The following is a 21,952-nucleotide window of genomic DNA, read 5'->3' on the forward strand; positions in this document are numbered from 1 at the left end:
GTGGATCTGGCACTGGGTCGACCAGTTCGGCGGCACCGTCACCTCGGGCCCGACGACCGACGGGGGCTACGAGCGCGATCGCCGGACATCCACCGGCGGCCGCTGACCGAGGGGGCGGCTTCCGCGGGTGCTGGTTGGGGACAACTGGATGAGAAGCGGTGCGGGAACGGCAGCCGTCCGGGGACGCCGTCCAGATGCGTACACGCTGCTATCCGGGGCTGATTCTGGACCTGCCGGTGAGCTTTTCGCGGAGGGCCGCCGGTGTCACGCTCCGCCGCGGGGCTCGGGTACCGGGGTGCCCGGCGGTGTGAAGGCGGCGAGCGCCGTGGCCGTGATGTGGCTGGCCGCGCGGTCTGGGTTCAGGCGGCCGGCGCGGATCTCTTCCGTCGCGCTGTGCATGACCGCCTGCAGGACATTGACCAGCCAGGCGATGGGCAGGTCCGTACGAAAGGCGCCCTCGGCCCGTCCGCGGGCAATCAGCGCCTCGACCCGGGCGGCGGGTCCGGCGTGCAACTCCCGGATACGTCCTGCGGGGAGCTCCCGTTGGGCGGCGACGAGCAGTGCCTGCGCCTGGTCCACCAGGTGCCAGCCGGCCTCGATGTAGCGCTCCAGGGCGAGCAGCGGATCACCGGTCAGGTCGACTGCGTCCAGCACCTCGTTGCCCCGGTCGAGGGCGCGGCTCATCGCCGCATCGACGACCTCCGCCCGGGAGGTGAAGTGCGCGTACAGCGTCACCCGGCCCACACCCGCGGCGCGCGCGATCTCGCTCAGGCTCGCGTCCGGGTTGCGCCCGAGGCATTCGGCCGCGGCCTGCACGATCGCCTCGATGCTGCGCAGAGCGTCGGCGCGCTTGGTGGTGTTCTTGCTGCTCATGTGCCCACGATACCCCAGAACTCGAACAACCCTGTTTGGTTTGGACCCCTCAGGTGTATAACCTGAACATCGCTGTACGGTTTAGTGATGAGGGGTTGAGCGTCATGAGCGACACGGAAACAACCACCCACAGCGCATCGCAGACACCGCATCCGATGCGCTGGCCGGCCCTGGGCCTGCTGGGACTCGCCCAGTTGATGCTGATCCTCGACGTCACCGTCGTTGCGATCGCACTTCCTCACATGGGCGCCGAACTCGGCCTGGACCGCGCGGCACTGACCTGGGTGGTCAGCGGATACGCCCTCACCTTCGGCAGCCTGATGCTGCTCGGCGGCCGGGCCGCCGACCTGTTCGGCCCCAAGCGGGTCGTCCTGGCCGGCCTTGCCGTCTTCACCGTCGCATCCCTGGCCGCCGGACTCGCCACCGGCGCCCCGCTGCTGCTCACCGCCCGGATCGTCCAGGGGGCGGGCGCCGCGATGCTCTCGCCTGCCGCTCTGTCCGTGGTGGTGCGGCTGTTCGACGGCGACGAACGCAACCGCGCGCTGGGCATCTGGTCGGCACTCGGTGGCGGGGGAGCCGCCCTCGGCGTGCTGATGGGCGGACTGATCACCGCAGGCCCTGGCTGGGCCTGGGTCTTCTTCATCAACGTCCCCGTCGGCGTGATCGTCTTCGTCCTGCTCGCCCGGATCCTGCCCCGCCTGCCGCGCGCGGCCACCGGCTCGCTCGACATACCCGGCGCCGCCCTGGTGGCCGCCGCGACCGGTGCCCTCATCTACGCCCTCATTCGTGCCGGCGACCACGGCTGGGTCAACGCCGCCACCATTGCCCTGGTTGCCGCAGCAGCCGCCGCCTACGCCGCCTTCGCCACCTGGCAACGCCGGGCGGCCGCACCGCTGATGGACCTGCGCCTGCTCGGCCGGCGCCCGGTCGTGGCGGGCACCTTCGTGATCGCCGTCGCCACCGCGCTGATGGTGGGGGTCTTCTTCCTCGGCTCCTTCTACCTCCAGGACCGCCAGGGCCACGGCGCCCTGATGACCGGCGTGCTGTTCCTGCCGGTGGCGCTGCTGACCATGGCCGCCGCCACCGTCGCCGGCACCCTGATCGGCCGGATGGGAGCACGACTGCTGGCTGTGGCCGCCCTGGCCGTGGCAGCGGCCGGGTTCCTCGTACCGGTGCTCTGGTCCGGAACCACCGCGATGGTCACCGGGGTGAGCGTCGCCGCGGCGGGACTGGGTGCCCTGTTCGTCGTCGCCTCCGCCACCGCACTGGCCAGCGTCGCACCCCACGAGGCTGGGGTCACGTCAGGCATCGTCAGCACCTTCCACGAGTTCGGTGCTTCGGTCGGAGCCGCGGCCGCCTCCACCGCCGCCGCCACGAGCATCGCCGTCCACGCCGGCGCCCAAGCCGCCTCCGGCTTCGACAACGCGTTTCTCGCCGCCACGGGCATGGCCGCAGCCTCCGCCGTCATCGCTCTGTGGCTGATCCCAGCCAAGAACCAGTAGGCCAAAGCCCGCCCGCACCAGAAAGGAGACCGGCGTGTACGACCCTTACGAGTTGAGTCCCGGTGTGCCCTCCGTCGAGGTCTTCCGCCGGCTGCGCACCGAGGCCGGCCTCTCGGACAAAGCCCCCGAGGCGGTTGCGCTTGCCCTGCCCAACACCTGGTACGGCGTGCTCGTCCACCATCAGGGGCAGCCGATCGGCATGGGCCGCATCATCGGTGACGGCGGTACCGCGTTCCAGATCGTCGACATATGCGTTCACCCCGGACACCAAGGACGCGGCCTCGGCAGGCGCATCATGGCCGCTCTCACCGACGAACTGGAACACCGGGCCCCGCGACCGCCTACGTCTCGCTGATCGCGGACGGCCCCGCCCGCCACCTCTACGAAAAGTTCGGCTTCGCCGCCACCACCATGCACGACTCCATCGGCATGTACCGGGTGATGGACCGTGCACAGCCCCCGGTAAGCACGACTGAAGCCGTAGGGCGCAGATGCAAGGCACGTCGCCGCGGGCCGGCTGTACAGCGGCGTGCCGAACACCTGGCTCCCGCAGAGCAGCCCGGCGTGGCCTGCACAACGGCCTAGAGGCCGAAGGGGACGACCGGCTGTGGTTGGTGGGTTCCTGATGATCATCCACACCGGCGGGACGGGCCCTGCTGCCGCTCGTGCTCCTTCTCGAACCGGCCGCCGTCTTCCTCGTCCCGGCGTTCACCGCAGCGCGGGGCCGGCCGGTCGTTCCGCTCGGACTTGCAGGCCGCGGTCTGAAGCGTGACCGCCGCCATGCCGCATGAGTCTGCAGCACCGCCGGGTTGCACTGAAGAACTTGACAGGGAACCACCCCGGTGGCCCGACCGTCACGGGAGCCTGGGACGACGACGACACGGCGCTGCGCGCATACCGCAAGTACGTCGGGCTCTACGGCAATCCGGACTCCGAGGTGATCATCCAGCTGGTGAAGGAGACCGAGCATCCGCAGGGTCCACAAGCGGTGGACCCGGGACGGTGAAGTCGACGGCCCTGCCGAGGCTCCTGCCGAATCCCTCGGGTGATGGGAAGGGCCCGCAGAACCCACGGTGTGCGCGATTGGCGGTCGCCTCTGTACGGACTGTGCGGGGCGAGCGACCTTTCGCTCTGGGTGACGGGGGGGCCGGACGGCCGGAAGTCGGCCCACGAGTCACCACACGGAGGTCACCGATGGTCCCCCAGCCTCACAAGGGACGGCCCGCCGCGGCCATGACGTTCCCCCAGATGCCGGAGAGGGTGCGGTACGACGGCGCCTACCCCACACGGGAACGCGCCGAGGAGGCCGTACGCGCGGTGCTGGCCGCACTCGGACGTCAGGTGGTCGGCGACGAGCGCGTCGCCCTGGCCGGCTGCCTGCCCGTCGAGGCGGTCCGTGTCTTCACCGCCGAGATCCCCGACGTCGAGCCTCTCACCGGGAGCGGCTTCATCGACGACCTCGCCTCTCGTACCGGCGGCACCCTCGCCACCGCGCGCTGGGACGCCTGCACGGTCCTGGCCGTCGTCTCCCCCCTGGGAGTTGTCCGGACGATCACGTGACGACTCGGCGTCCAGGTCGTTGATGTGGACATGGGGCGACGCCTCACCACCCTCCGGCACCACCGAAAGTGAGGCAGCGCCGTTCGTTGGACGGACCCCGACGGGTGGACGGCACATACGTCGCACGCCGCACCGCCGGGGGTAGGTCGAAGATGGAGATCAGCCGCTGGTGACGACCACCAGCGAACTCGGCGTGCCGGGCAGCAAAGGGCGTATCTGTTCCGCGTCACGGGCATTGTCGAGTACCAGCAGTATCCGCCGGCCGGAGAGCAGAGTGCGATAAAGCGTTATCCGGCCCTCCAAGTCGGACGGGAGCAGCGACGAGGCGACCCCGAGGGACCGGAGTATCGATCCGGATGCCTCCATCGGAGTCATGGCCGGGCTGGAGGAATCACATCCGCGCAGATCAAGATATATGTGCCCATCGGGAAACCGATGTGCGATCCGGTGTGCCCAGACCACCGCGGGGGTGGTCCTGCCGGCTCGGGCCATGACGACGATCACGCCGATCGCCATGGTGGCATCACCTTGTGCATCGACTGCCAACAGGGCGTCGATCAGGCCGAATTCGTTGTCACGGCCGACCACAGTCGGCAAGTCGGCGGGCGGCGGGGACGGAGCCCGGGGTGGTGACACCCCGAGGACGGTTCCGGCTGGGGGCCCGGGGACGGCGGGGCCGACTTCAGGATCAGGAAATATGTCCGACACCAACAATTCGGGGTCAGCCCTCCGGACACGTTCATGGAGGACCTGCAGCCGGGGGCCGGGTTCCGCGCCCAGGTCCTCCGAGAGGAGATTCCACACCTCTCGGTACACCGCAAGCGCCTCTGCCTGCCGCCCGGTTTTACAGAGAGAGAACATCAGCATCTCCCTGAATCTCTCGTTCAGGGGGTGTTTGGCGACCAGATCGAAAAGCTCCGCGGTGGCCTCGCCGAACCGGCCGAGCTCGTATTCCACGTTGATGCGTCGCTCGACTGCGACGAGGCGCAGCGCCTCAAGGCGGTTGCGCTGAGACATCGCGTACGTTCCGGGAATTCCGGCCAGCGGTTCTCCGCACCACAGGTCGAGGGCATCGCGGAGATGAGCTATGGCTCTGGCGTGGTGTCCCGTTCCGACGGCCCCCTCGGCCATCGCAACCCGCTGACGGAACACACTTAGATCCAGTTGGTCCGGGGAGACCCGCAGCGCATAGCCATCACCCGCGGAGACGATGAACGAGGTGCCCGCATCGTGGGCCGGTCCCAGACTCTTCCGCAAACGGTGTATATAGGTGCGGATTGTCTGCCCGGCCGTACGTGGAGGAGCTGTCCCCCATACCGCCTCGATCAACTCGGAGAGCGAGGCATGGCCGTTCTCCCGCAGCAGGAGCACCGCAAGGACCGCGCGTTGCTGACGGGATCCCAGTTCGATCTCTGTCGAGCCGCGCTGGGCACGTACTGGGCCCAACACCGTGAACCAGAAGTGTTCGCTCACCTTGGTACTGTTCCCTCTCGATCCCAGCCTCGATTCGTCAGCGGTGGTGGCTGCGGGGCGGCGGATCCCCTGGAACAAGCGATGCGGCAGCGATGTGTGCGCGTGCCCCGTGCACAGCCCCTGCCGCACAGTCGCGTTGTGATAGGCCGGTCCGGTCTCCGCTCGGGCGCTCTTGAGGCAAGGAAGCCATCGAGGTCCGGAACCCGGCACGGGCAATCCCTTGCGGCCGACAACCGATGCCGATCACGAAACGAGTGGCCGGTGCGGGCGGCGTCGGCCATCGCGCAGCAGCGCCCAGCTTGGCCCCAGGCTGGGCCGGCGAACGCACCGGCAGCCGCGGCAGTGCGAGCGACCCATCGGTTTCCCATGTGTTCACGCCAGGTAGACGACGTGCCCGGCGTGGATGTGACGACTCGATGGTGGCGGATCGAGTCGCATCCCTCCGGCCGGCGCAGCGGGCCCGGGACGGTGTTCCGTCCCGGGCCCACTCGGGTGTGCGGTTCAGGTCACCTCAGGCCGAAGGCCCTGGTGATGGTCTGCTGCACGGCGTTCCCCCGGTCGTCGGCGGCCGTGGCGCGAACGGTGACGTGAGAGGCCTTCCTCGGGGCGTCGAGGGTGGTGCGCCAGCCGTCTCCCTTGCGCGTCACGTTGGCCTTGTGCCAGGTCTTGCCGTTGTCGTAGGAGAGCTCCAGGCCGACCTTCCCGATGGCCGAGGAGGGCGGTATGTCCTGGCCCGGGTCGGACGTCGGCGGGTGCTCGGCGGTGACGGTCAGGGACGCGTCACGTCGCGCTCTGCCGTCGCGGTCCGTGTCGACGGCATAGTCGAGCTGGATCAGCGCCACGGCGCGGCCCTCGTACTGCGCCCCGGCGGCGGAGGTGAAGTCCCACTCCGTCCGGGTCGCCGTGGAGAACGGGTTGCCCCATGCGCCGCGGGCGGTCTCCAGCACATACCGGTACGCCTGCCGCTCGGGCCTCAGACCGGTGGCGACGGTGAAGGTACCACTGCTGGAATTGAGGAGGGTGTCCCCCTGGTAGAGCGAGGCGGTGGCCCGGGCGTCCGGGGTCAGTGCGTAACCCTCGCGACCGGTGCCGGCGTCACCCCAGCCCGGAACGTTCACGAAGAGCAAGTCGTCCTGCCGGAAGTTGAATGTGCCGGGGAAGGAGGTGTTGATCCGGGGCCGGGTGACGGGTGCGAACCACTCGTCGGAGGTGGTGGTGCCGGCCTTGTAGGTCCGCGGCGGGGCCAGGATCCTGATCTCGCCGAGCACCGTCGCGGCCTGCGCCCACCGGACGCCGGATCCGGTGGAGACCCAGTCGGTGCGGGTTCCCTGCGCCGGGCGCGGGAGTTCGGTGTCGACGCGGAGGCTTGGCGCGTCGGGCCAGACGGCGTAGCGGGTCTCGCGGGCATCGGCCTGCCGGTAGTTCTTGAACGCGACGTCGATCCTGGCCAGGTCCTTGGCTGCGGGCCGGTAGACCGTGTCCGCCGGCACCGCGCCCTCCCAGGCGTCGGCCAGGTCGTACAGGTACTCGGTGGTGGGGTTGGAGAACACCTTCAGCTCCGTGCCGCCGGGGGCGGAAGCACGGCGGATCAGGCGGTCGCCCTGGTCCTTGCCGACCGTGACGACGGTCAGCGGCGGGGTGGCCTGGGTGCGGGGGTCCAGCCGTCCTTCGCCGTCGTTGACGACGATGAGCAGCTTGGCCCCGGCCGCTGCGGCGGCCGCCACCTGCTCGCTCGCGGTGACCGTGTCGTTGCGGACCACGACAGCGGCCTTCCCGCTGGCCCGCAGGCCCTTGTAGTCCGCCGCCGCGCCCTGCCCTGCGTAGACCGCGTCGAGCCGGCTCGTGCCCTTGTGCAGCGGGGTGGCGCCGCGTCGTACGAGGATGTCGTCGACGGCCTCCTGCCGGGAGGCGAGCTTCAGCGGGGGCTGCTCGTTGCGCCAGCGGGTCCGCATGGTCAATTCGCCCTCGGCGACCTTCTCGCCGGTGGGCAGCGCCCAGACGCTGTCGTACGTGGGCCACTGGTAGAAGGACAGCTTGTGGGTGCCGGAGGCCTCGAGCGTGCGGTTGTAGTCGACCCGCATGTAGGTGGTGACGGACTCCTTCGGGGTGACCGCGGTGACCCGGCGGGTCTTGGAGGCGTCAAAAGTGAGCGTCGCGTCCTCGTCGAGACGGAACTCCGGATCGGCGACCAGGGCCAGGCCGCGCGAGTGCGGACCATGGGCGCCCTCCACCGGGATGGCCGCGACGACCGACCAGGGCCCGGAGTACATGGTCACGGTCACGGATCCGGCGACGAATCCCGCCATGGTGATCCCGGGTCGGTTGCCCTGCTGAAGCACGACCCAGTAGTCGCCGGTGACGGGCTTGCCGGAGCGGTCCTTGGCCGCGATCGTGAGGTCGTGCAGCTCGTACGTGGTGACGAGACCGAAGGCCGTGGCGAGCTTGACCAAGCCGCCGTCGGCGGCCTCGATCCGGGCGTTGTAGAGCATGGCCTCCTCGCCGCGGTCCGGGTGCGCGGTGACGGTGACCGCGGCGGTGCCGTGTGCGGGCACCGTCACCCGCGGAGCAGACAGCGTGAACAGGCCGGAGGGGGCCGTGCCGGCCTCGACCGCGAGGTCGAGGGTGACCGGAGTGTCGCCGTCGTTGGTGTACGTCACCTTGCGGTCGACGTTCACCCCCGGCGTCGGCGGCCACTCCTGCACGGCGTCGACCACTCCGGTGGCGTACACGTCGGCCTTGGCGGCCGCCGCGGCGTCCAAGCGGCCGTTGCCCGCGTCGTAGGCGGAGTAGTCGGGCGTGGCCTTGGTGGTGCTGACCAGGACGTCCTTGATCTGCTGCCCCGTCCAGCCCGGGTGCGCGGCCGCGACGAGGGCGGCGGCGCCCGCGACGTGCGGGGTGGCCATGGACGTGCCGCTCATGGTGGTGTATGAGCCCTCACCCGACGCGTGCTGCGACCGGGCGGCCAGCACGCCGACGCCGGGAGCCGTGATCTCCGGCTTGAGCGCGCCGTCCCCGACGCGGGGTCCGCGGCTGGAGAACGAGGCCAGCCGGTCGGCGGAGTCGACCGCGCCGACGGCCAGCGCCGCGTCCGCGACGGCGGGTGAACTGACCGCTCCTCGCGGGCCGGTGTTGCCCGCGGCGATCGCGAACAGTGCCCCGGTCTCGGCGCTGAGCGTGTTGACCGCCTCGCTCATCGGGTCGGTGCCGTCGGTCGGCTCGCCGCCCAGGCTCATGCTGACGACCTTGGCGTGCTGGTCCCGTACGGCCCACTCCATGCCGGCCAGGATCCAGGAGGTCTGGCCCGCCCCGGAGTTGCCGAGGACCTTGCCCACGTGCAGGCGGGCTCCGGGGGCGACGCCCTTCTCCTTGCCGTCGGACGCGGCGCCGGTGCCGGCGATGGTCGAAGCGACGTGGGTGCCGTGCCCGTGGTGGTCAACGACGCTCTCGTCGGGGACGAAGCTCTCGGCGGCCGCGACCTGGCCGACCAGGTCGGGATGGCCGGCGTCGACGCCGGTGTCCAGCACCGCTACGTCCACGCCCTGGCCCGTGTCACCGCTCTCCCAGGCCTCGGGCGCGCCGATCTGCGCGACGGAGTCGGCCAGATCGGCCTTCACCTTGCCGTCCAGCCAGACACGCTGGATACCGCCGGCGAGCAGCGGGGCCGGGGCGCGCTTGGAGGTCACCGCACCACCCAGCGTGCTGCTGCGCGCGAGGGCGGAGGTGTTCACGTTCTTGGTGAGCGCGTCCCAGAACTTCCCGGCTTCGTCGCGCTTCTGCGCGACCGCGGCCCCCTGCAGGCTGGTCAGCGTCCGCAGGCGCACGGCGCCTTGGGGCAGCGAGGCGGCGCTGCGCGCGCGGGCCGCGTCGGCGTAGCGGACGATCAGCGGCAGATGGTCGCTACGCGTGTCGTCGTAGCCGTCGGCGAGCAGCCGCGTGACATTGAACAGGTCCTCGTCGAGGATTCCCGCCGAGACGTAGGGCAGCACCTCCTGCGGGTACACGAAGGTCTCGTCGTCGTGTGTGACGGAGTACGCCGACACCGGCCGGCCCTCGGGGTCCTCCAGCGACGTGACCGCGGACTGGCCGGCGCCCGTGACGGTCACCTTGTCGCCGTTGATCAACGTGATGGTCCGGGGATCGCCGGCGTCCTTGCGGATCGCCACACCCGCCGGGAGCGCGGTGTCCGCCGTATGGGCACCGGTCTGAGTGGCGGAGGCTGTGACCGCGCCGAGCGACGGCAGCAGCGCCAAGGCGATGCCGAGCGCCGTCAGCCTTCGGCCGCGTACAGGTGAAGCAGGCAAAGGAGCTCCCAACCGAACTGAAAATGAACCAGCGGATATGCGAAATACCAAAGACGAATGAATCCGCTTCCGGCCGGTCGTGTCGAGATCACCGGCATGTCACTTTGACGCCATGTCACCTTTGCGCCGATGCCTGCATGTGACCAAAAGGGTCATCTGCGCTGCCCGACCGGCCTCCCGCAAGTTCCCGAATGGCCGTACCCGGATAGCCACAGCACGTCCAACAGGACGTTGGAATTCCGGCCGATCGGGGCGCCGGCCGCTGGACGGGAGGAAGAGGAAGCCGAGGATCTCGTTGAACGAGGATCCGCAGAGCGGCGGTACAGCGGGCTCGGGGTGACGGGCACCGGGGGGCGGCGAAAGCCCACATGCAGCCGGCGGCGGCCGGGCGCCGGTTCTTGACCGTACCGGCCACCACGGCATGGCAGCCGCCTGATCCGCGGGCCACCGGGGCCGCGCCGGCGCAGGCCTTCACCGCCCTGGCCTCGGCACATCGTGTGCGGTCGTCGCCGAACTCGGCTACGACCCGGGCCCCGGACGCGGGCGGCCGGGATCGCTGCATGGGCCCGCCCTCGCCGCCGCCCGCGAACTGGTCCGCGGCGCGTCCAAGCTCGGCGGGTACGTCGACACCGTTCGGCGGCTTGGTCGGGCGCGAGCGCACGTTGCCCTGACGCGGTGGTCCGGACACGGCACTACTGGGACGCGCGCTCCCCGAATGACCTCTTCGAATCCGGCCGTACCGAGAGAGGCGGGCGGGGAAATTGCGGATTCCGGCCTGAAAGCGGGGACAGCGGGCAGGTTGGGGTTGAAAAGTTCGCTAATGCGGTGGATAACCAACCGGTTGACGACCAGTTTATCATTCGTCTATCCAAGATCAACCCGTTGACACCCTCTCGGGACTGGTGCTTCGCTGTGCGGCGCACCCCAAGTCCACCGTGAAATCCACGCGTCGGCGCGGGGTGAATGAGCGAGAGGAAACCGTGAAATTCACGTCCAAGAGACCTGCGCTCGGCACGGTCTTGGGAATCAGCATGCTGCTGGTCGCCGCTACCCCGTCGGCGTCCCTGGCACTCTCCGCGCCCACCGGCACGGCATCGTCGGCCGCACAGCTCTCGGCCTCGGCCTCGGCCTTCGGAACGGGTCCCGAGATCAAGGGGACTCCGGCCGGGACCGGCGCGCACCGGTGGATTCCACTGATCACCGGTGACCGCATCGCGGTGAACGCGAAGGGCGAGATCGTCGCCGCGCGTCCCGCCAAGGGCCGGGAGGACATACCCATCCGGGTGGAGACCCGCGACGGCCACACCTACGCCATGCCCGACGACGCCCGGAGCCTCGTCCAGAGCGGCCGGGTGGACCGGCGTCTGTTCGACATCACCACACTGAGCTCGCCGGCCTACGAGCAGCGCCATGACCTGCGGCTCATCGTGATGTACGACGCGGCCCGTCCGGCGGCCAGGACGGCGCTGCGCTCCACCGGCGGTGCCAAGGTCGAGCGCACGCTGCCGAGCGTCAACGCCGACGCCGTCGCCGCGCCCGCGAACGGCACCGCGGAACTGTGGGCGGCGGTCACCGACGGGGCGGCCGGCGCCGCGAAGCGCACCGTCGCTCCGGGTATCGCCTCGGTGTGGCTGGACAGCGTCGTGCAGGCGAGCCTGGACAAGAGCGTCCCCCAGATCGGCGGCCCGGAGGCTTGGGCGGCCGGTTTTGACGGCACTGGTACGCGTATCGCCGTTCTCGACACGGGTGTCGACACCACGCACCCCGATCTGGCCGGACAGGTCGTCGTCGAGCGGAACTTCTCCGACTCGCCGGACGCCGAGGACCGGTTCGGTCACGGCACGCATGTCGCGTCGATCACGGCCGGCACCGGAGCCAAGTCCGGTGGCACGTACAAGGGTGTGGCGCCGGGGGCCCGCATCCTCAGCGGCAAGGTCCTCGGTGACAGTGGCAGCGGCAGCATGTCGCAGATCATCGCGGGCATGGAGTGGGCCGTCGCCGAGAAGGCGGACGTCGTCAACCTCAGCCTGGGCACCTGGGACTCACCGGAGATCGATCCGGCGGAGGAGGCCGTCAACAGGCTGTCGGCCGAGAGCGGAACCCTCTTCGTCATCGCGGCGGGCAACACCGGCGAGCAGGGCCCCGGCACCGTCGGCTCGCCGGGCAGCGCCGACGCCGCCCTCACCGTCGGCGCGGTGGACAAGCAGGACAAGCTGGCCCCGTTCTCCAGCACCGGCCCGCGTGTCGGTGACGGCGGCATCAAGCCGGATCTGACGGCGCCCGGCGTGGCCATCGGGGCCGCGGCCGCGCACGACAGCTACCTGGCCAGTGTCGCCCCTTCCGTCGCAGACGGCTACATGGCGCTCAACGGCACCTCGATGGCCACCCCGCACGTCGCCGGCGCCGCCGCCATCCTCGCCCAGCAGCACCCGGACTGGACCGGCGACGACATCAAGGACGCGCTGGTCTCCTCGACGACGCCCGGCGGGTACACGCCCTTCGAGCAGGGCTCGGGCCGGGTCGACCTGCGCAAGGCGATCAAGCAGACCGTCGTCGCCCGCGAGACCTCGCTCTCGTACGGACTCGCGCAGTGGCCGCACACCGACGACCAGCCGCTCGCGAAAAACCTCACGTACCGCAACTCGGGCGACTCCCCGGTCACCCTGAAGCTGACCGTGGACGCCACCGGACCTGACGGCACCCCCGCGCCCGCCGGGATGTTCACCACCGACGGCCAGGTCACCGTCCCGGCGCACGGCGAGGCGACCGTGAAGGTCACCGCCGACACCCGCCTCGGCGGTGACACGACCGGTGCCTTCACCGGGCGGCTCACGGCGACCGGCGACGGGCAGACCGTCGGCACCGCGCTGGCCGTGGACCGCGAGTCGGAGATGTACACCGTCACGGTGAAGCCCCTGGACCGCAAGGGCGAGCCCGCGCCCGCCCCCGCCTGGGACGCCCAGCTGCAGGGCCTGTCGGGGCTCGCCAAGGGCGCCAGTGCCGTGCTGTACGGCGACACGTACTCGGTGCGTCTCCCCAAGGGCCGGTACTTCCTCAACAGCATGGTCCGCGTGGACCCGGAGGGCACCTACAGTCAGGGCGGTGACTGGTTCAACCAGCCCAACCTCGACCTCACCCAGGACACCACGGTGACGGTGGACGCACGCACCGCCAAGGCGCTCGACATCACCGTCCCCGACCGTTCCGCCCAGCAGATATTCGGCCACTTCAGCGCGGGCATCGAGCTGCCCGACGGCTCCGACACCCTATACGGGGTCTTCACCAGCTCCCTCGCGAAGTACCGCACCGCCCACCTCGGCCCCAAGGCGCCCGCGGGCGACACACTGACCCAGCAGCTCGCGGTCAGCTTCGCCACCGGCGTCAACGGCCACGACGAGTACAGCCTGGTGTACCAGCCGACCGGTGACCGCTACCTCACCGGTTTCACCCACCACGCCAAGTCCGGGGAGTTCGCCAAGGTCCAGGTGAAGCTCGGAGCACCGGCGAAGGGCAAGTTCGGGTTCGTCACGCCGATCACCGAGGGCGGTGCCGGCCTCGGTGCCGTACACGGCCTGCCCTACACCGGCACCCTGCACCTGCTCTCGGGGACCAACGCGTGGCAGCTGGGCTTCATGCAGGTCGACGCGAACGACTCCTACGAGTCCAGCTATGACGCACTCGCGAGGACGTTCAAGCCCGGGCGCTCCTACGAGCACGTGTTCAACGTCGGTGTCTTCGGGCCGGATCTCCCGGAGGGCGCCGGACTCATCGGGCTGCTCCGGGCGGACGAGGCGATCGACGGGCGGCTTCCGCTCTTCTCGGACAGCGAGGGGAACTTCAGCAACAACCACTCGCCGATCGAGAGCGCGCGAACGTACCTCTACCGCAACGGCGAGCTCGTCAACATCAGCCTCAACCCGTTGGACGTCTTCTATGTCGCGGAGAACGAACGTGCCGACTACCGGCTGACCACCTCGGTCAAGCGCGGCACGGTCGCCGACGTCTCCACGAGCCTGACCGCGAGCTGGACGTTCTCCTCCGAGTACGCTCCGGGGATCACCAAGCTCCCGACCTCCGTCGTGCGCTTCACCCCCGCCCTGTCCCTCGACAACACGGGCAAGGCCCGGGGCAAGACGTGGGTGCCGGTGACCGTCCACGGCACCGCTGCGGGCCGGAACCTCAAGTCCCTGAGCGTGTGGGCCTCCTACGACAAGGGAGTCAACTGGCAGAAGCTCAACGTCTGCGACGGCCGGGTCCAGGTCACCAACCCCAAGGCCGGCGGCAGCGTCTCGTTCAAGGCCCAAGCCGTGGACAAGCAGGGCAACACCGTCGACGAGACCATCATCGACGCCTACCTGACGAAGTAACCCGCCCCCGCAGGACCGGAACCGCGGCCCAGGGCTCACGCCCGCCGCGGTTCCGGCCTACCGGAGCCACTGCAACGACCTCCGGCCACACCGGGCCCGCAACCAGCCCGGGCCGGCCTGTTTCGGGGTTGGTGGCCTGGTGTCGTGGCATGGCGGCGCCGTGGCGCGTACTGCGCGCCACGGCGTCGTGGTGTTGTGGCGGATCAGCCGCGCCCAGGTGTGGTGTCACCTGGGCGCGGCCGTCGGGGTTCAGCAGGTGGCGTTCAGGCCGGCCCAGTTGGCGCGGTCGTTGTAGCCGCCGTCGCCGGCGTCGCCGACCACGAGGTCGAGGACCCGGACGCCGGTCAGGTCGACGTCGGCCTGGCGGGTGTCGTCGCGGGTCAGGACACCGCTGTCGAACAGCACCTTGCCGTCACCGATGACCTGGAAGGTCGACGTGCCGCCTTCCGGGCCGACGTTGCGCACCGCGTCGTCGATGCCGACGGTGGTGGTGAGCCGGCTGCACTGGTCGCCGAGGTAGTAGCGGATGGTGGAGGGCGAGGCGACCCCGATACCGGTCGGGTGGACCTGGCCGAGCATGCTGATCGGGGACCAGCCGCCGACGCTGAGGTCGACCGTGGGGCTCATCCATCCGCTGGTGGCGCTGATCCACTGGTGGTGGGACAGCACGACGTCGCCGTCCGGTGCGGCCGGTGCCACCACGACGGGCGCGGTCGTCTCCTGCTGCAGCCGTTTCTTGCCAATCACCTCGTACGACGTGGTGGCGGTCAGCGCGGTGCTGCCCGGCGCGGCGGTGGCCGGCAGGGTCACGGTGAAGGCGAAGGTCACCGAACGGTTGGAGTCCAGTAGCTTCGGCGCGGTGCCGAGGGGTCGGGCGGTCCAGCCGGCGGGCACCGTCAGCTCGGTCCGCGGGGTGAAGACCGGCTGCGCGCCGTCGTTGCGGACGGTGACTTCGACCCGGGCCTGGTCGCCGCCGGCGACCATCGGGGCGGTCCCGGCCGGCACGGTGTCGCCGCCGACCTGGGTGACCTGCGGCAGACCGGCCACCACGTGCGGGACACCGGGCTTGCCCGTGGCTCGGCCGACCCGGAACAGGGCCGCGCCGTGGGCGGGGACGGCGGCACTGATGGTGCCGGCGCTCTCGGTGACCTGGTTGGTCCAGGCGTTCTTCAGGGTGAACCGGTCCCCGGACAGCCCGACCGCCGACGCCTTCGCGGTCAGCGTCGCCGGGCTGTCGCCCCGGTTCAGCAGCACCACGGCACGGTCACCGTTGGCGAGCCGCTTCACCCAGGTCTCCGTCGTGCCGGCGGGGCCGACGCGGACGGCCTGGACGACGGCGGGGTCCTGGTTGATCGCGAGCACGTCGGGGTCGGAGAGAGTGCTGAGCGAGGTCTTGCCCAGCTTGGTGACATCGCTGCCGATCACCAGCGGGGCAGCCGCCACCGACCAGAGCGTCATCTGGGTACGGAACTCCTCGTCGGACATTCCGTGTTCGGGCCCGAGGTAGTCCGGGTCGTTGAAGTGCCCGGGACCGGCGGCTTCGGGGTGCCGCGCGTTCGCGTCGTAGTTGCGCAGCACGTCCTTGAACTTGATCTCGTCGACGAAGCCCACGTCCGTGTAGGTCCGCCAGGACTCTGCGATCTTCGGGGCGTAGCTCCAGGAGTACGTCGACTGCTGCTCTTCGGGGTAGTTGCCCCAGTCCGGGGAGGTCACCGGGTTGCAGAGGTTGAAGATCATGGGGCGCTTGCTGGCGTTGTTCCGCAGCGCCTGCGCGAACTGGGTGTATACGGTCTTGGGGTCGAGGTCCGCGGCGATCCCGCAGAGGTAGTCCACCTTGACCGCGTCGAACTTCCAGGCCGCGAACTGGTCCGCGTCACGCTGGTAGTAGCCGTGGCTGCCCAATCCGCACTTGCCCGGGATGTACGGGCCGGCGTCGGTGTAGATGCCGGCCTTCAGGCCCTTGGAGTGGATGTAGTCGACCAGCGGCGACAGCCCGTTCGGGAACTGAGCGGGGTTGGGCGTCAGGTCGCCGGCCGCGCTGCGCGGGGTCGGTGCCGCCCAGTTGCCGTCGATCCATACGTACTGGTAGCCGGCGTCGCGCAGGCCGCTGCTGACCAGGAAGTCGGCTGTCGACTTGATCTCGGCCTCGGTGGGATCGCCACCGAACGCGTAGTAGGTGTTCCAGCCCATGTACGGCGTCGGGCTCAGCACCTGCGCGGATGCCGGCGCCGTGACGGCTGCGCCGGCGGCGGCCGGGGCGGCCTGGGCGGGCGCGGGCACGGCCGCGGCCAATGCGCCGGTCACCAGGGCGAGGAGAGCGGTGAGATGTCGTTTCACATCGGATCCTTCGCTGTCCGATCGATCAGGCGTGCCGGTGCGTCCTGGCCGTGAGCCCGTGGCGCCGCCCCCTGGTGGAGGGTGCGGCGGCCGGTTCCCGGACCGCTCCATGCCCGCGCGCCTGTTGCGATCTTGTTTCCAGGGATCCTGCAGCGGTTACCGGCGCGCGTCAATAATAATTCCTAAATTAAGAGTTACTGATTGGACTCGGTCGGGGCACCCCCCAACAGCGTCCCGTCAGGTCGTGCCTGATCTGGTGTCAGATGTGGCGTATGGCTGGATGGGCGAGGGGTGTTCCCGCTTGCGGGCATTCGCGCACGAACGTCCGGTGCTGGCTGCTGACGGCTTCAACCGTGGCGAACCCCGTGCCGCCGGTGCTGTCGGTGCAGTGCACGCGAACCTGGCGACATGCGCCGAACCGCAGGGGGGTTGCGTCCTGACGCAGCCCCTGAAAAAGGTTGCGGGCTGCTGTCGATCCGGCCGTGTCCTGTTCGACGTCTTCGTGTGCGGCGGCCTGCCGCACATGAAGACGAACAGGACCTGGCGAGGAAGATCGTGGATCAGCTGCTGAGAGTGATGAACTTCAATGTCTCGAGTGACGGGATCGGTGCCGGTGAGGACCAGAGCCTGGAGCGGCCGTTCGGCTGTGACCGTCCCGAGCGGCTGTTCGGCTGGGCCGGTGCGACGGCGAGCTGGCCGATGCGCACCGACCCCGGTGGTAGCCGGGGCCTGGACGACTACTTCACGCGGGACTTCGCACGCAACATCGGCGCCGAGATCATGGGCCGCAACAAGTTCGGGCCCCAGCGCGGGCCCTGGAGCGACCATGAGTGGCGCGGCTGGTGGGGGCAGGAGCCTCCGTTCCGTACGCCGGTGTTCGTCATGACCCACCACCAGCGTCCTTCGTTCACGCTCTCCGACACCACGTTCCACTTCGTCGGCGGCGACCCGGCCACGGTCCTGGAACGGGCGCGGGAAGCGGCGCAGGGCAGGGACGTGCGCCTTGGCGGCGGGGTCACCACCATCCGGGCGTTCCTTGACGCCGGCCTCGTCGACACCCTGCATGTGGCGGTCGCGCCGGTGAAGCTCGGGTCGGGACTGCGCCTGTGGGAGTCCCCCGAGGAACTGCTCGACCGGTTCCACCTGGAGGTCGTGCCCAGCCCGAGCGGCGTGACGCACCACCTGTTCTGGCGACGCTGACACCCGGGCCCATCCGGATTCGGGCTGCGGCTGCGAGAGGGCGTCCGCTCCGGCGGATGCTCTCCTCGCGGCGGATGCCGGCGCGTTGGTTCGCGGTGGGCGGTGAGTACGTCGCGGTGGCGGTGGAGGGTGTGGCGTTGGCGTTGCGCCGGCTCAGGTGGCGGTGCAGGTCCTGGGTCTGTCCAAGATGGCTGCGGTGGCGGGAGTGGGCTGGGCCTGTGAGGTGGACCGGTCGCTGAGCTCGGTGATGACCTTCGGCCGGGCCACGACCCCTCTCGCCACGGGTGCCGGATGCATGGCGACCCGATCCGGCAGCGGCGGTGTCCGGCCAGGGCGAGGGTGGTGCCGCAGGACGACACGCCGGCCGCGGATCCTTCGCCACCCGGCAGGTCCTGTTGGCGCCGAGGTTCTATACACCCGGTGTCCTGCGCGATCAGGCTTTCCTCGCCGGCCGCAGAGGTCGGCTGTTCCACCAGCGATCGAGGACCCGTGAACCCGAGCACCGACGAACCCATGGCCGATGTGCGAGACATGTACATGGCCCACACCATGATCCGGCGTGAATTCGGCCTGCTCCCGCAACTCGTGCGGGACGTCGCGCCGTACGACGTCCAGCGCTCGGAGGTCGTGGGCGCCCACGCCGAGCTCGTCTGCGGCCTCCTGCACTTCCACCATGAGGGCGAGGACGTGATCCTGTGGCCGCTGCTGCAGCAGCGGGGCGGGGCCGAGGCCGAGGCCATCGTGCCGCTGATGGAGGAGCAGCATCACACCATCGAAGCCGCCAACAGCCAGGCGCTGCGCCTGCTGCCGCAGTGGCGGTCCACCGCACACGGCGGGCACGAGCTCGCGGAGGCCTTCGACCGGCTGCTGGCCGCACTGCGGGAGCACATGGCGATGGAGGAGCAGCGGATCCTCCCCCTGGCCGAGAAGTACGTCACCGCGGCCGAGTGGAAGCAGCTCGGCGAGCACGGCATGAGCGAAGTGCCGAAGAAGGCCCTGCCGCTCGCCTTCGGCATGGCGATGTACGAGGGCGACCCCGAGGTGATCAAAGCGGTCCTCGCCGAGGCTCCGCCGCCCGCGCGGCTGATCCTGCCGTTCCTCGCGCCGCGCCTGTACGCCAGGCACGCCAAGCGGGTGCATGGCACCGCCACCCCGCCGCGCGTCACCCGCTGACCACGCCTGCTCGGGCCGGTCCCACGCCGGCCCGATGGCACTGGGTGGGTGGCGGCACGCCTACGTCGGCGGGAACCGCAGCTGCCCACCGCCTACGGCAGTGCTGCCAGGAACGTCGAATGGAGTGCCAGGGCCTCGGGCGGACTGCCGGCGGTCCTCGGTATCGGCCGTCTTCTGCCTGGGTGGCGGCGCACCCCCTCGCCCGTGACGACCGGCGCGTGCTGGGCGCCATGGACGGTGATGCCTGGACCGGGCGGTTGGCGCCTACCCGGCTGGCCGGCACCACGCCGCCACCGGCACCAAGGCCACGGGGCAGCCGGTCGCGCCCGCGCCCGGGCGGCTGCGCCGTGGTTGCCCTCGACGGCAAAGCGCCCAAGGGCTGGGCGCGTTCCACCTCGGCGTGCCGGCACCTGCTGCCGCTGGTCACCCACGGCCATGTCGTGGCCCTCGCCCAGGTGGAGGCCGGTGCGAAGACGAACGAAACCACCCGTTCGCGGTCTCCTGCGCACCCGCATCCTCGGTGGCGTCCCCAACAGGTACCGCCGTGCGGCTTGACCTGCGGCGACGGCTTTCCGGGCCCCGTGCGGTGACTGCCCTGGGGTGTGCCGGTCCCGAGGCCGGGGTGCGCATATGAGCGCAATCCGTTCATACTTACGCATAACCCCTAGTCGGGTCACGATTACCCTACGTAACCGAGGCGTGATCTCGTATGAACGCCAAGACGAAGTACACGCTCGCCGCCGCTGCCGTCGGCTGGACGTTCCTTGCGTCCCAGTGGTCTGGCAAGGGCTGCGACTTCGTCCCGCAGTCCTACGCCCTCGTGGTCTCCCACGGCATGCCCACCAACAGTGAGGGATGCAAGGCCGAGACGGACGGGCCGCAGTACACCGACAAGTACGACCGGTGACACACGTGAGGTTCGGCGTGGATGGCACTGCGATGTCCGGCCTGGGTGTCACCGGCTGAGTCCTGCCCTGGCTCTGCCCCCCCGCAGGGGCGGCCTGGCCCGGGGCACCGGCCAAGAGCCGGCGGTTCTCGATGAGGCTGCCATGCAAGCGGTAGCCGCGCCGCCAGGCCACGGGCCACGACGGACACCACAGGTGGACGGCCTCAAAGGCGGCGTCCCTGCAGTCCGCTTGGCCGCGCCGGCTACGCGCCGATGCCTGCCTCCAGCCCGGTGATGTCCCGGTCCCCGAGCACTGCGGTGATGGCGACGGCCGGCTGCTCCTCGTACCGCCAGACGGCCGGGTCTCGTGCGAGGGCGGTGACCTGATCGGCCGGCACCTGTGTGCCCACGGTGGCCGCGTCCCAGGTCGTTCCTCGGCGGACTTTGATGAACCCCAGGCGCTGCCGGCGCACGATGAGCCGGCCGAACACCGGCACCGCCTCCTGGTGCACCTCCCCTACCTCCTGCGTGAACCCCGCGGCAGATCAGGTCGGGTGAGGAGGGGCTGGGCACTACGGGTGACCGCGGGTTTGTCACCTGTCGGGTTGACGGGATGGTGGGCCGGTCGTCTGCTGGGGTACGGCCTGCGGGATGCCGGTCTGCCGCCATTGCGCGGGGGAGTGGCCGTAGACGGCACGGAAGGTGCGGCTGAAGTGCGCGTGGCTGGCGAAGCCCCACCGGTGCGCGATGGCCGCCACCGTGTGTCTCGCGAGTTCCGGTCGTACGAGGTCCCTGCGGCAGGCGTCCAGCCGCAGGCGCTGGATCCACCGGACGACCGTCACGGGCTCGTCCTGGAAGAGCTGGTACAGGTAGCGGACGGAGATGTGGTGCTCGGCCGCGACCGATGCCGGGGAGAGCGCGGGGTCGTCCAGGTGGGCGCGGATGTACGCGCGGACGCGCTGCAGCAGGGTCCGCTCCACCGTGGCCTGCTCCCCTGAGCTTCCCTCCAGGGCGATCAGGGCGGTGAGCACGTCGATGATGCCCTGCCGCAGGAACCGCTTCGCGTCCTGTGCGCAGATGCAGTGTTCCGTCGTCGTCACGAGCCCGTCGATGTAGGAGGCGAGGATCCCACCGATCCCGTTGCCGGGGGAGTAGTTGCGGCCGGTGGCCAGGCGCAGGAGCGAGTCGGGGAGGTCCAGCAGCTGCCGTGGGACCGTGGCCACGTGCTGCCGCACCGGCCCGCTGAAATTCAAGGCGAAGGGCCTACGGCTGTCGAGGATGACGAGTTCCCCGGCGGCCACCGGCGTTTCCCGGCCGTCCTGGGCCGCGACGCTACCGCCGGTGCGTTGCAGGCTCACGATCAGCGAGCCGTCGCCGTCGGCGGCGATGAGCGGCGCGGTGCGTGCCATCCGTTGCGGGCTCGCCTCGAGGAAGCCCGCCTGGACGCCGGCGACGCAGGCCTGGCGTATCGCCCCGTGGAGCTTGGCCGGCCCCTGGGTGCGGATCTCCAGCCGGGTGAACGCCTTATGGACGGCGTCCCTCCAGTACTCGGCCCGCTCGGCGAGCGGTTGGATGTCTGTGCAGAATGCGATCATGATGTCCTCCTGAACGGGACTGAAGGCATCCGGTTCCTGGACTCGCGTGCACGCGACCGGGGCAGGAGGCTCCGGGGAGCCCCTCTCTGCGCCCACCGTAAAATTTCCCCGGGATCGCCGACGGCGGTCCGGGCAGGTCCGTGGGGTATCCGCAGCTGTGCGAACCGGAGACTGCGGGCTTCCCGCCGTGCAGCCGCGTGCGACTCCGAATGTCGTTGCACGTTCCGTGGACGTCAACCGGCTTGGCCGGAGCCCCCTCGGTCTCACTGCCGTGACGGGCAGCGGGGAGGACACGCTCTGTATTTTCGGTATCGCGCTGAGCGAAGTAACGCGTATGTATCCTCGTGGGGCCGCGCGGTGTCGGCGGCACGTCCCGCCGCTGAAATGCCCGGACTGCGGTGGCCGACTCCTTGGGGCTGGGAACCGGACCTGAGCTCGTGCACGAAAGGACAGGTCATCGGACAGATCGCGCACGCATAGGCAAGGCGACGACCGGTGTGCCGCCTACGGTAAGAGAGTCGGCGACGCCGCGCTTTGTCCACTCGATTACCTGGGCTGACGGGTGAGCGTCGTGCGGTGACCACTCCTGCCCCTTGCTTGCTACATTGCCCGGGCTTTCGGGGCGGGTGTCTCGTGGCTTCGGCCTGCTCTAGCGGGCGGCTCCTTCTTCGCCGCCGGTCGGGCC

The 21,952-nt window shown here is 70.2% G+C and carries 13 protein-coding genes and 1 pseudogene; 8 read left to right on the forward strand and 6 right to left on the reverse strand.

Annotated elements, in window-relative coordinates:
- Window positions 1-264: 264 nt before the first annotated feature.
- Entirely contained in the window at window positions 265-873 is a 609-nt protein-coding gene (locus OG937_44710; protein ID WUD78320.1) for a TetR/AcrR family transcriptional regulator, read from the reverse strand.
- Window positions 874-977: 104 nt separating this feature from the next.
- Between OG937_44710 and OG937_44715 the strand changes: the two genes are divergently transcribed.
- The 4 genes and pseudogenes from OG937_44715 (at window position 978) to OG937_44730 (ending at window position 3,935) form a co-directional block, all read left to right on the forward strand.
- Window positions 978-2,375 carry an MFS transporter gene (locus tag OG937_44715; GenBank protein WUD78321.1) on the forward strand — a complete coding sequence of 466 codons (1,398 nt, stop codon included), beginning with the start codon at window positions 978-980 and terminating at the stop codon, window positions 2,373-2,375.
- Between the two features lie 34 nt (window positions 2,376-2,409).
- A pseudogene (locus tag OG937_44720) lies at window positions 2,410-2,819 on the forward strand (GNAT family N-acetyltransferase).
- A 379-nt stretch (window positions 2,820-3,198) separates the two neighbouring features.
- Window positions 3,199-3,381, forward strand: a complete 183-nt coding sequence (locus tag OG937_44725; protein ID WUD78322.1) for a hypothetical protein — start codon at window positions 3,199-3,201, stop codon at window positions 3,379-3,381.
- Between the two features lie 188 nt (window positions 3,382-3,569).
- A complete protein-coding gene (locus OG937_44730; GenBank protein ID WUD78323.1) occupies window positions 3,570-3,935 on the forward strand; it encodes a DUF2267 domain-containing protein in 366 nt (121 codons plus the stop codon).
- Window positions 3,936-4,094: 159 nt separating this feature from the next.
- Here the strand turns inward: OG937_44730 and OG937_44735 are convergent, their stop codons facing one another.
- Window positions 4,095-5,408: an AfsR/SARP family transcriptional regulator gene (locus tag OG937_44735; GenBank protein ID WUD78324.1), complete on the reverse strand. Its 1,314-nt coding sequence runs from the start codon at window positions 5,406-5,408 to the stop codon at window positions 4,095-4,097.
- A gap of 506 nt (window positions 5,409-5,914) precedes the next feature.
- Complete coding sequence (locus OG937_44740) at window positions 5,915-9,709, reverse strand: S8 family serine peptidase (GenBank protein ID WUD78325.1); 3,795 nt, start codon at window positions 9,707-9,709, stop codon at window positions 5,915-5,917.
- Between the two features lie 1,031 nt (window positions 9,710-10,740).
- Here OG937_44740 and OG937_44745 point away from each other — a divergent pair.
- Complete coding sequence (locus OG937_44745) at window positions 10,741-14,076, forward strand: S8 family peptidase (protein ID WUD78326.1); 3,336 nt, start codon at window positions 10,741-10,743, stop codon at window positions 14,074-14,076.
- A gap of 249 nt (window positions 14,077-14,325) precedes the next feature.
- On the opposite strand, the gene OG937_44750 is transcribed toward OG937_44745, so the two are convergent.
- On the reverse strand, window positions 14,326-16,413 hold the full coding sequence (locus tag OG937_44750) for an NPCBM/NEW2 domain-containing protein (GenBank protein ID WUD78327.1): 2,088 nt from the start codon (window positions 16,411-16,413) through the stop codon (window positions 14,326-14,328).
- Window positions 16,414-16,968: 555 nt separating this feature from the next.
- Here OG937_44750 and OG937_44755 point away from each other — a divergent pair.
- The 3 genes from OG937_44755 (at window position 16,969) to OG937_44765 (ending at window position 19,693) form a co-directional block, all read left to right on the forward strand.
- A complete protein-coding gene (locus tag OG937_44755; GenBank protein ID WUD78328.1) occupies window positions 16,969-17,613 on the forward strand; it encodes a dihydrofolate reductase family protein in 645 nt (214 codons plus the stop codon).
- 513 nt (window positions 17,614-18,126) lie between these two features.
- Window positions 18,127-18,786: a hemerythrin domain-containing protein gene (locus OG937_44760; protein WUD78329.1), complete on the forward strand. Its 660-nt coding sequence runs from the start codon at window positions 18,127-18,129 to the stop codon at window positions 18,784-18,786.
- Between the two features lie 709 nt (window positions 18,787-19,495).
- Window positions 19,496-19,693, forward strand: coding sequence for a hypothetical protein (locus OG937_44765; GenBank protein ID WUD78330.1), 198 nt, complete (start codon window positions 19,496-19,498; stop codon window positions 19,691-19,693).
- A gap of 242 nt (window positions 19,694-19,935) precedes the next feature.
- Here OG937_44765 and OG937_44770 read toward each other — a convergent pair whose 3' ends face one another.
- Together OG937_44770 and OG937_44775 are read right to left on the reverse strand one after the other, a co-directional pair.
- Window positions 19,936-20,184 (reverse strand): hypothetical protein, encoded by a 249-nt coding sequence (locus OG937_44770; GenBank protein WUD78331.1) that lies wholly within the window; start codon window positions 20,182-20,184, stop codon window positions 19,936-19,938.
- An 81-nt stretch (window positions 20,185-20,265) separates the two neighbouring features.
- The gene (locus OG937_44775; GenBank protein WUD78332.1) at window positions 20,266-21,267 is read right to left on the reverse strand and encodes a helix-turn-helix domain-containing protein; all 1,002 of its coding nucleotides are present in this window, start codon (window positions 21,265-21,267) and stop codon (window positions 20,266-20,268) included.
- Window positions 21,268-21,952: the final 685 nt, after the last annotated feature.

Source organism: Streptomyces sp. NBC_00510, assembly GCA_036013505.1.
Taxonomy (GTDB): Bacteria; Actinomycetota; Actinomycetes; order Streptomycetales; family Streptomycetaceae; genus Actinacidiphila.

Excerpts from the sequence above, each read along its gene's own strand:
- OG937_44710 (WUD78320.1), bottom strand. The coding sequence starts at position 873 with ATGAGCAGCAAGAACACCACCAAGCGCGCCGACGCTCTGCGCAGCATC.
- OG937_44715 (WUD78321.1), top strand. The coding sequence starts at position 978 with ATGAGCGACACGGAAACAACCACCCACAGCGCATCGCAGACACCGCAT.
- OG937_44730 (WUD78323.1), top strand. The coding sequence starts at position 3,570 with ATGGTCCCCCAGCCTCACAAGGGACGGCCCGCCGCGGCCATGACGTTC.
- OG937_44745 (WUD78326.1), top strand. The coding sequence starts at position 10,741 with ATGCTGCTGGTCGCCGCTACCCCGTCGGCGTCCCTGGCACTCTCCGCG.
- OG937_44760 (WUD78329.1), top strand. The coding sequence starts at position 18,127 with ATGGCCGATGTGCGAGACATGTACATGGCCCACACCATGATCCGGCGT.
- OG937_44765 (WUD78330.1), top strand. The coding sequence starts at position 19,496 with ATGAACGCCAAGACGAAGTACACGCTCGCCGCCGCTGCCGTCGGCTGG.
- OG937_44775 (WUD78332.1), bottom strand. The coding sequence starts at position 21,267 with ATGATCGCATTCTGCACAGACATCCAACCGCTCGCCGAGCGGGCCGAG.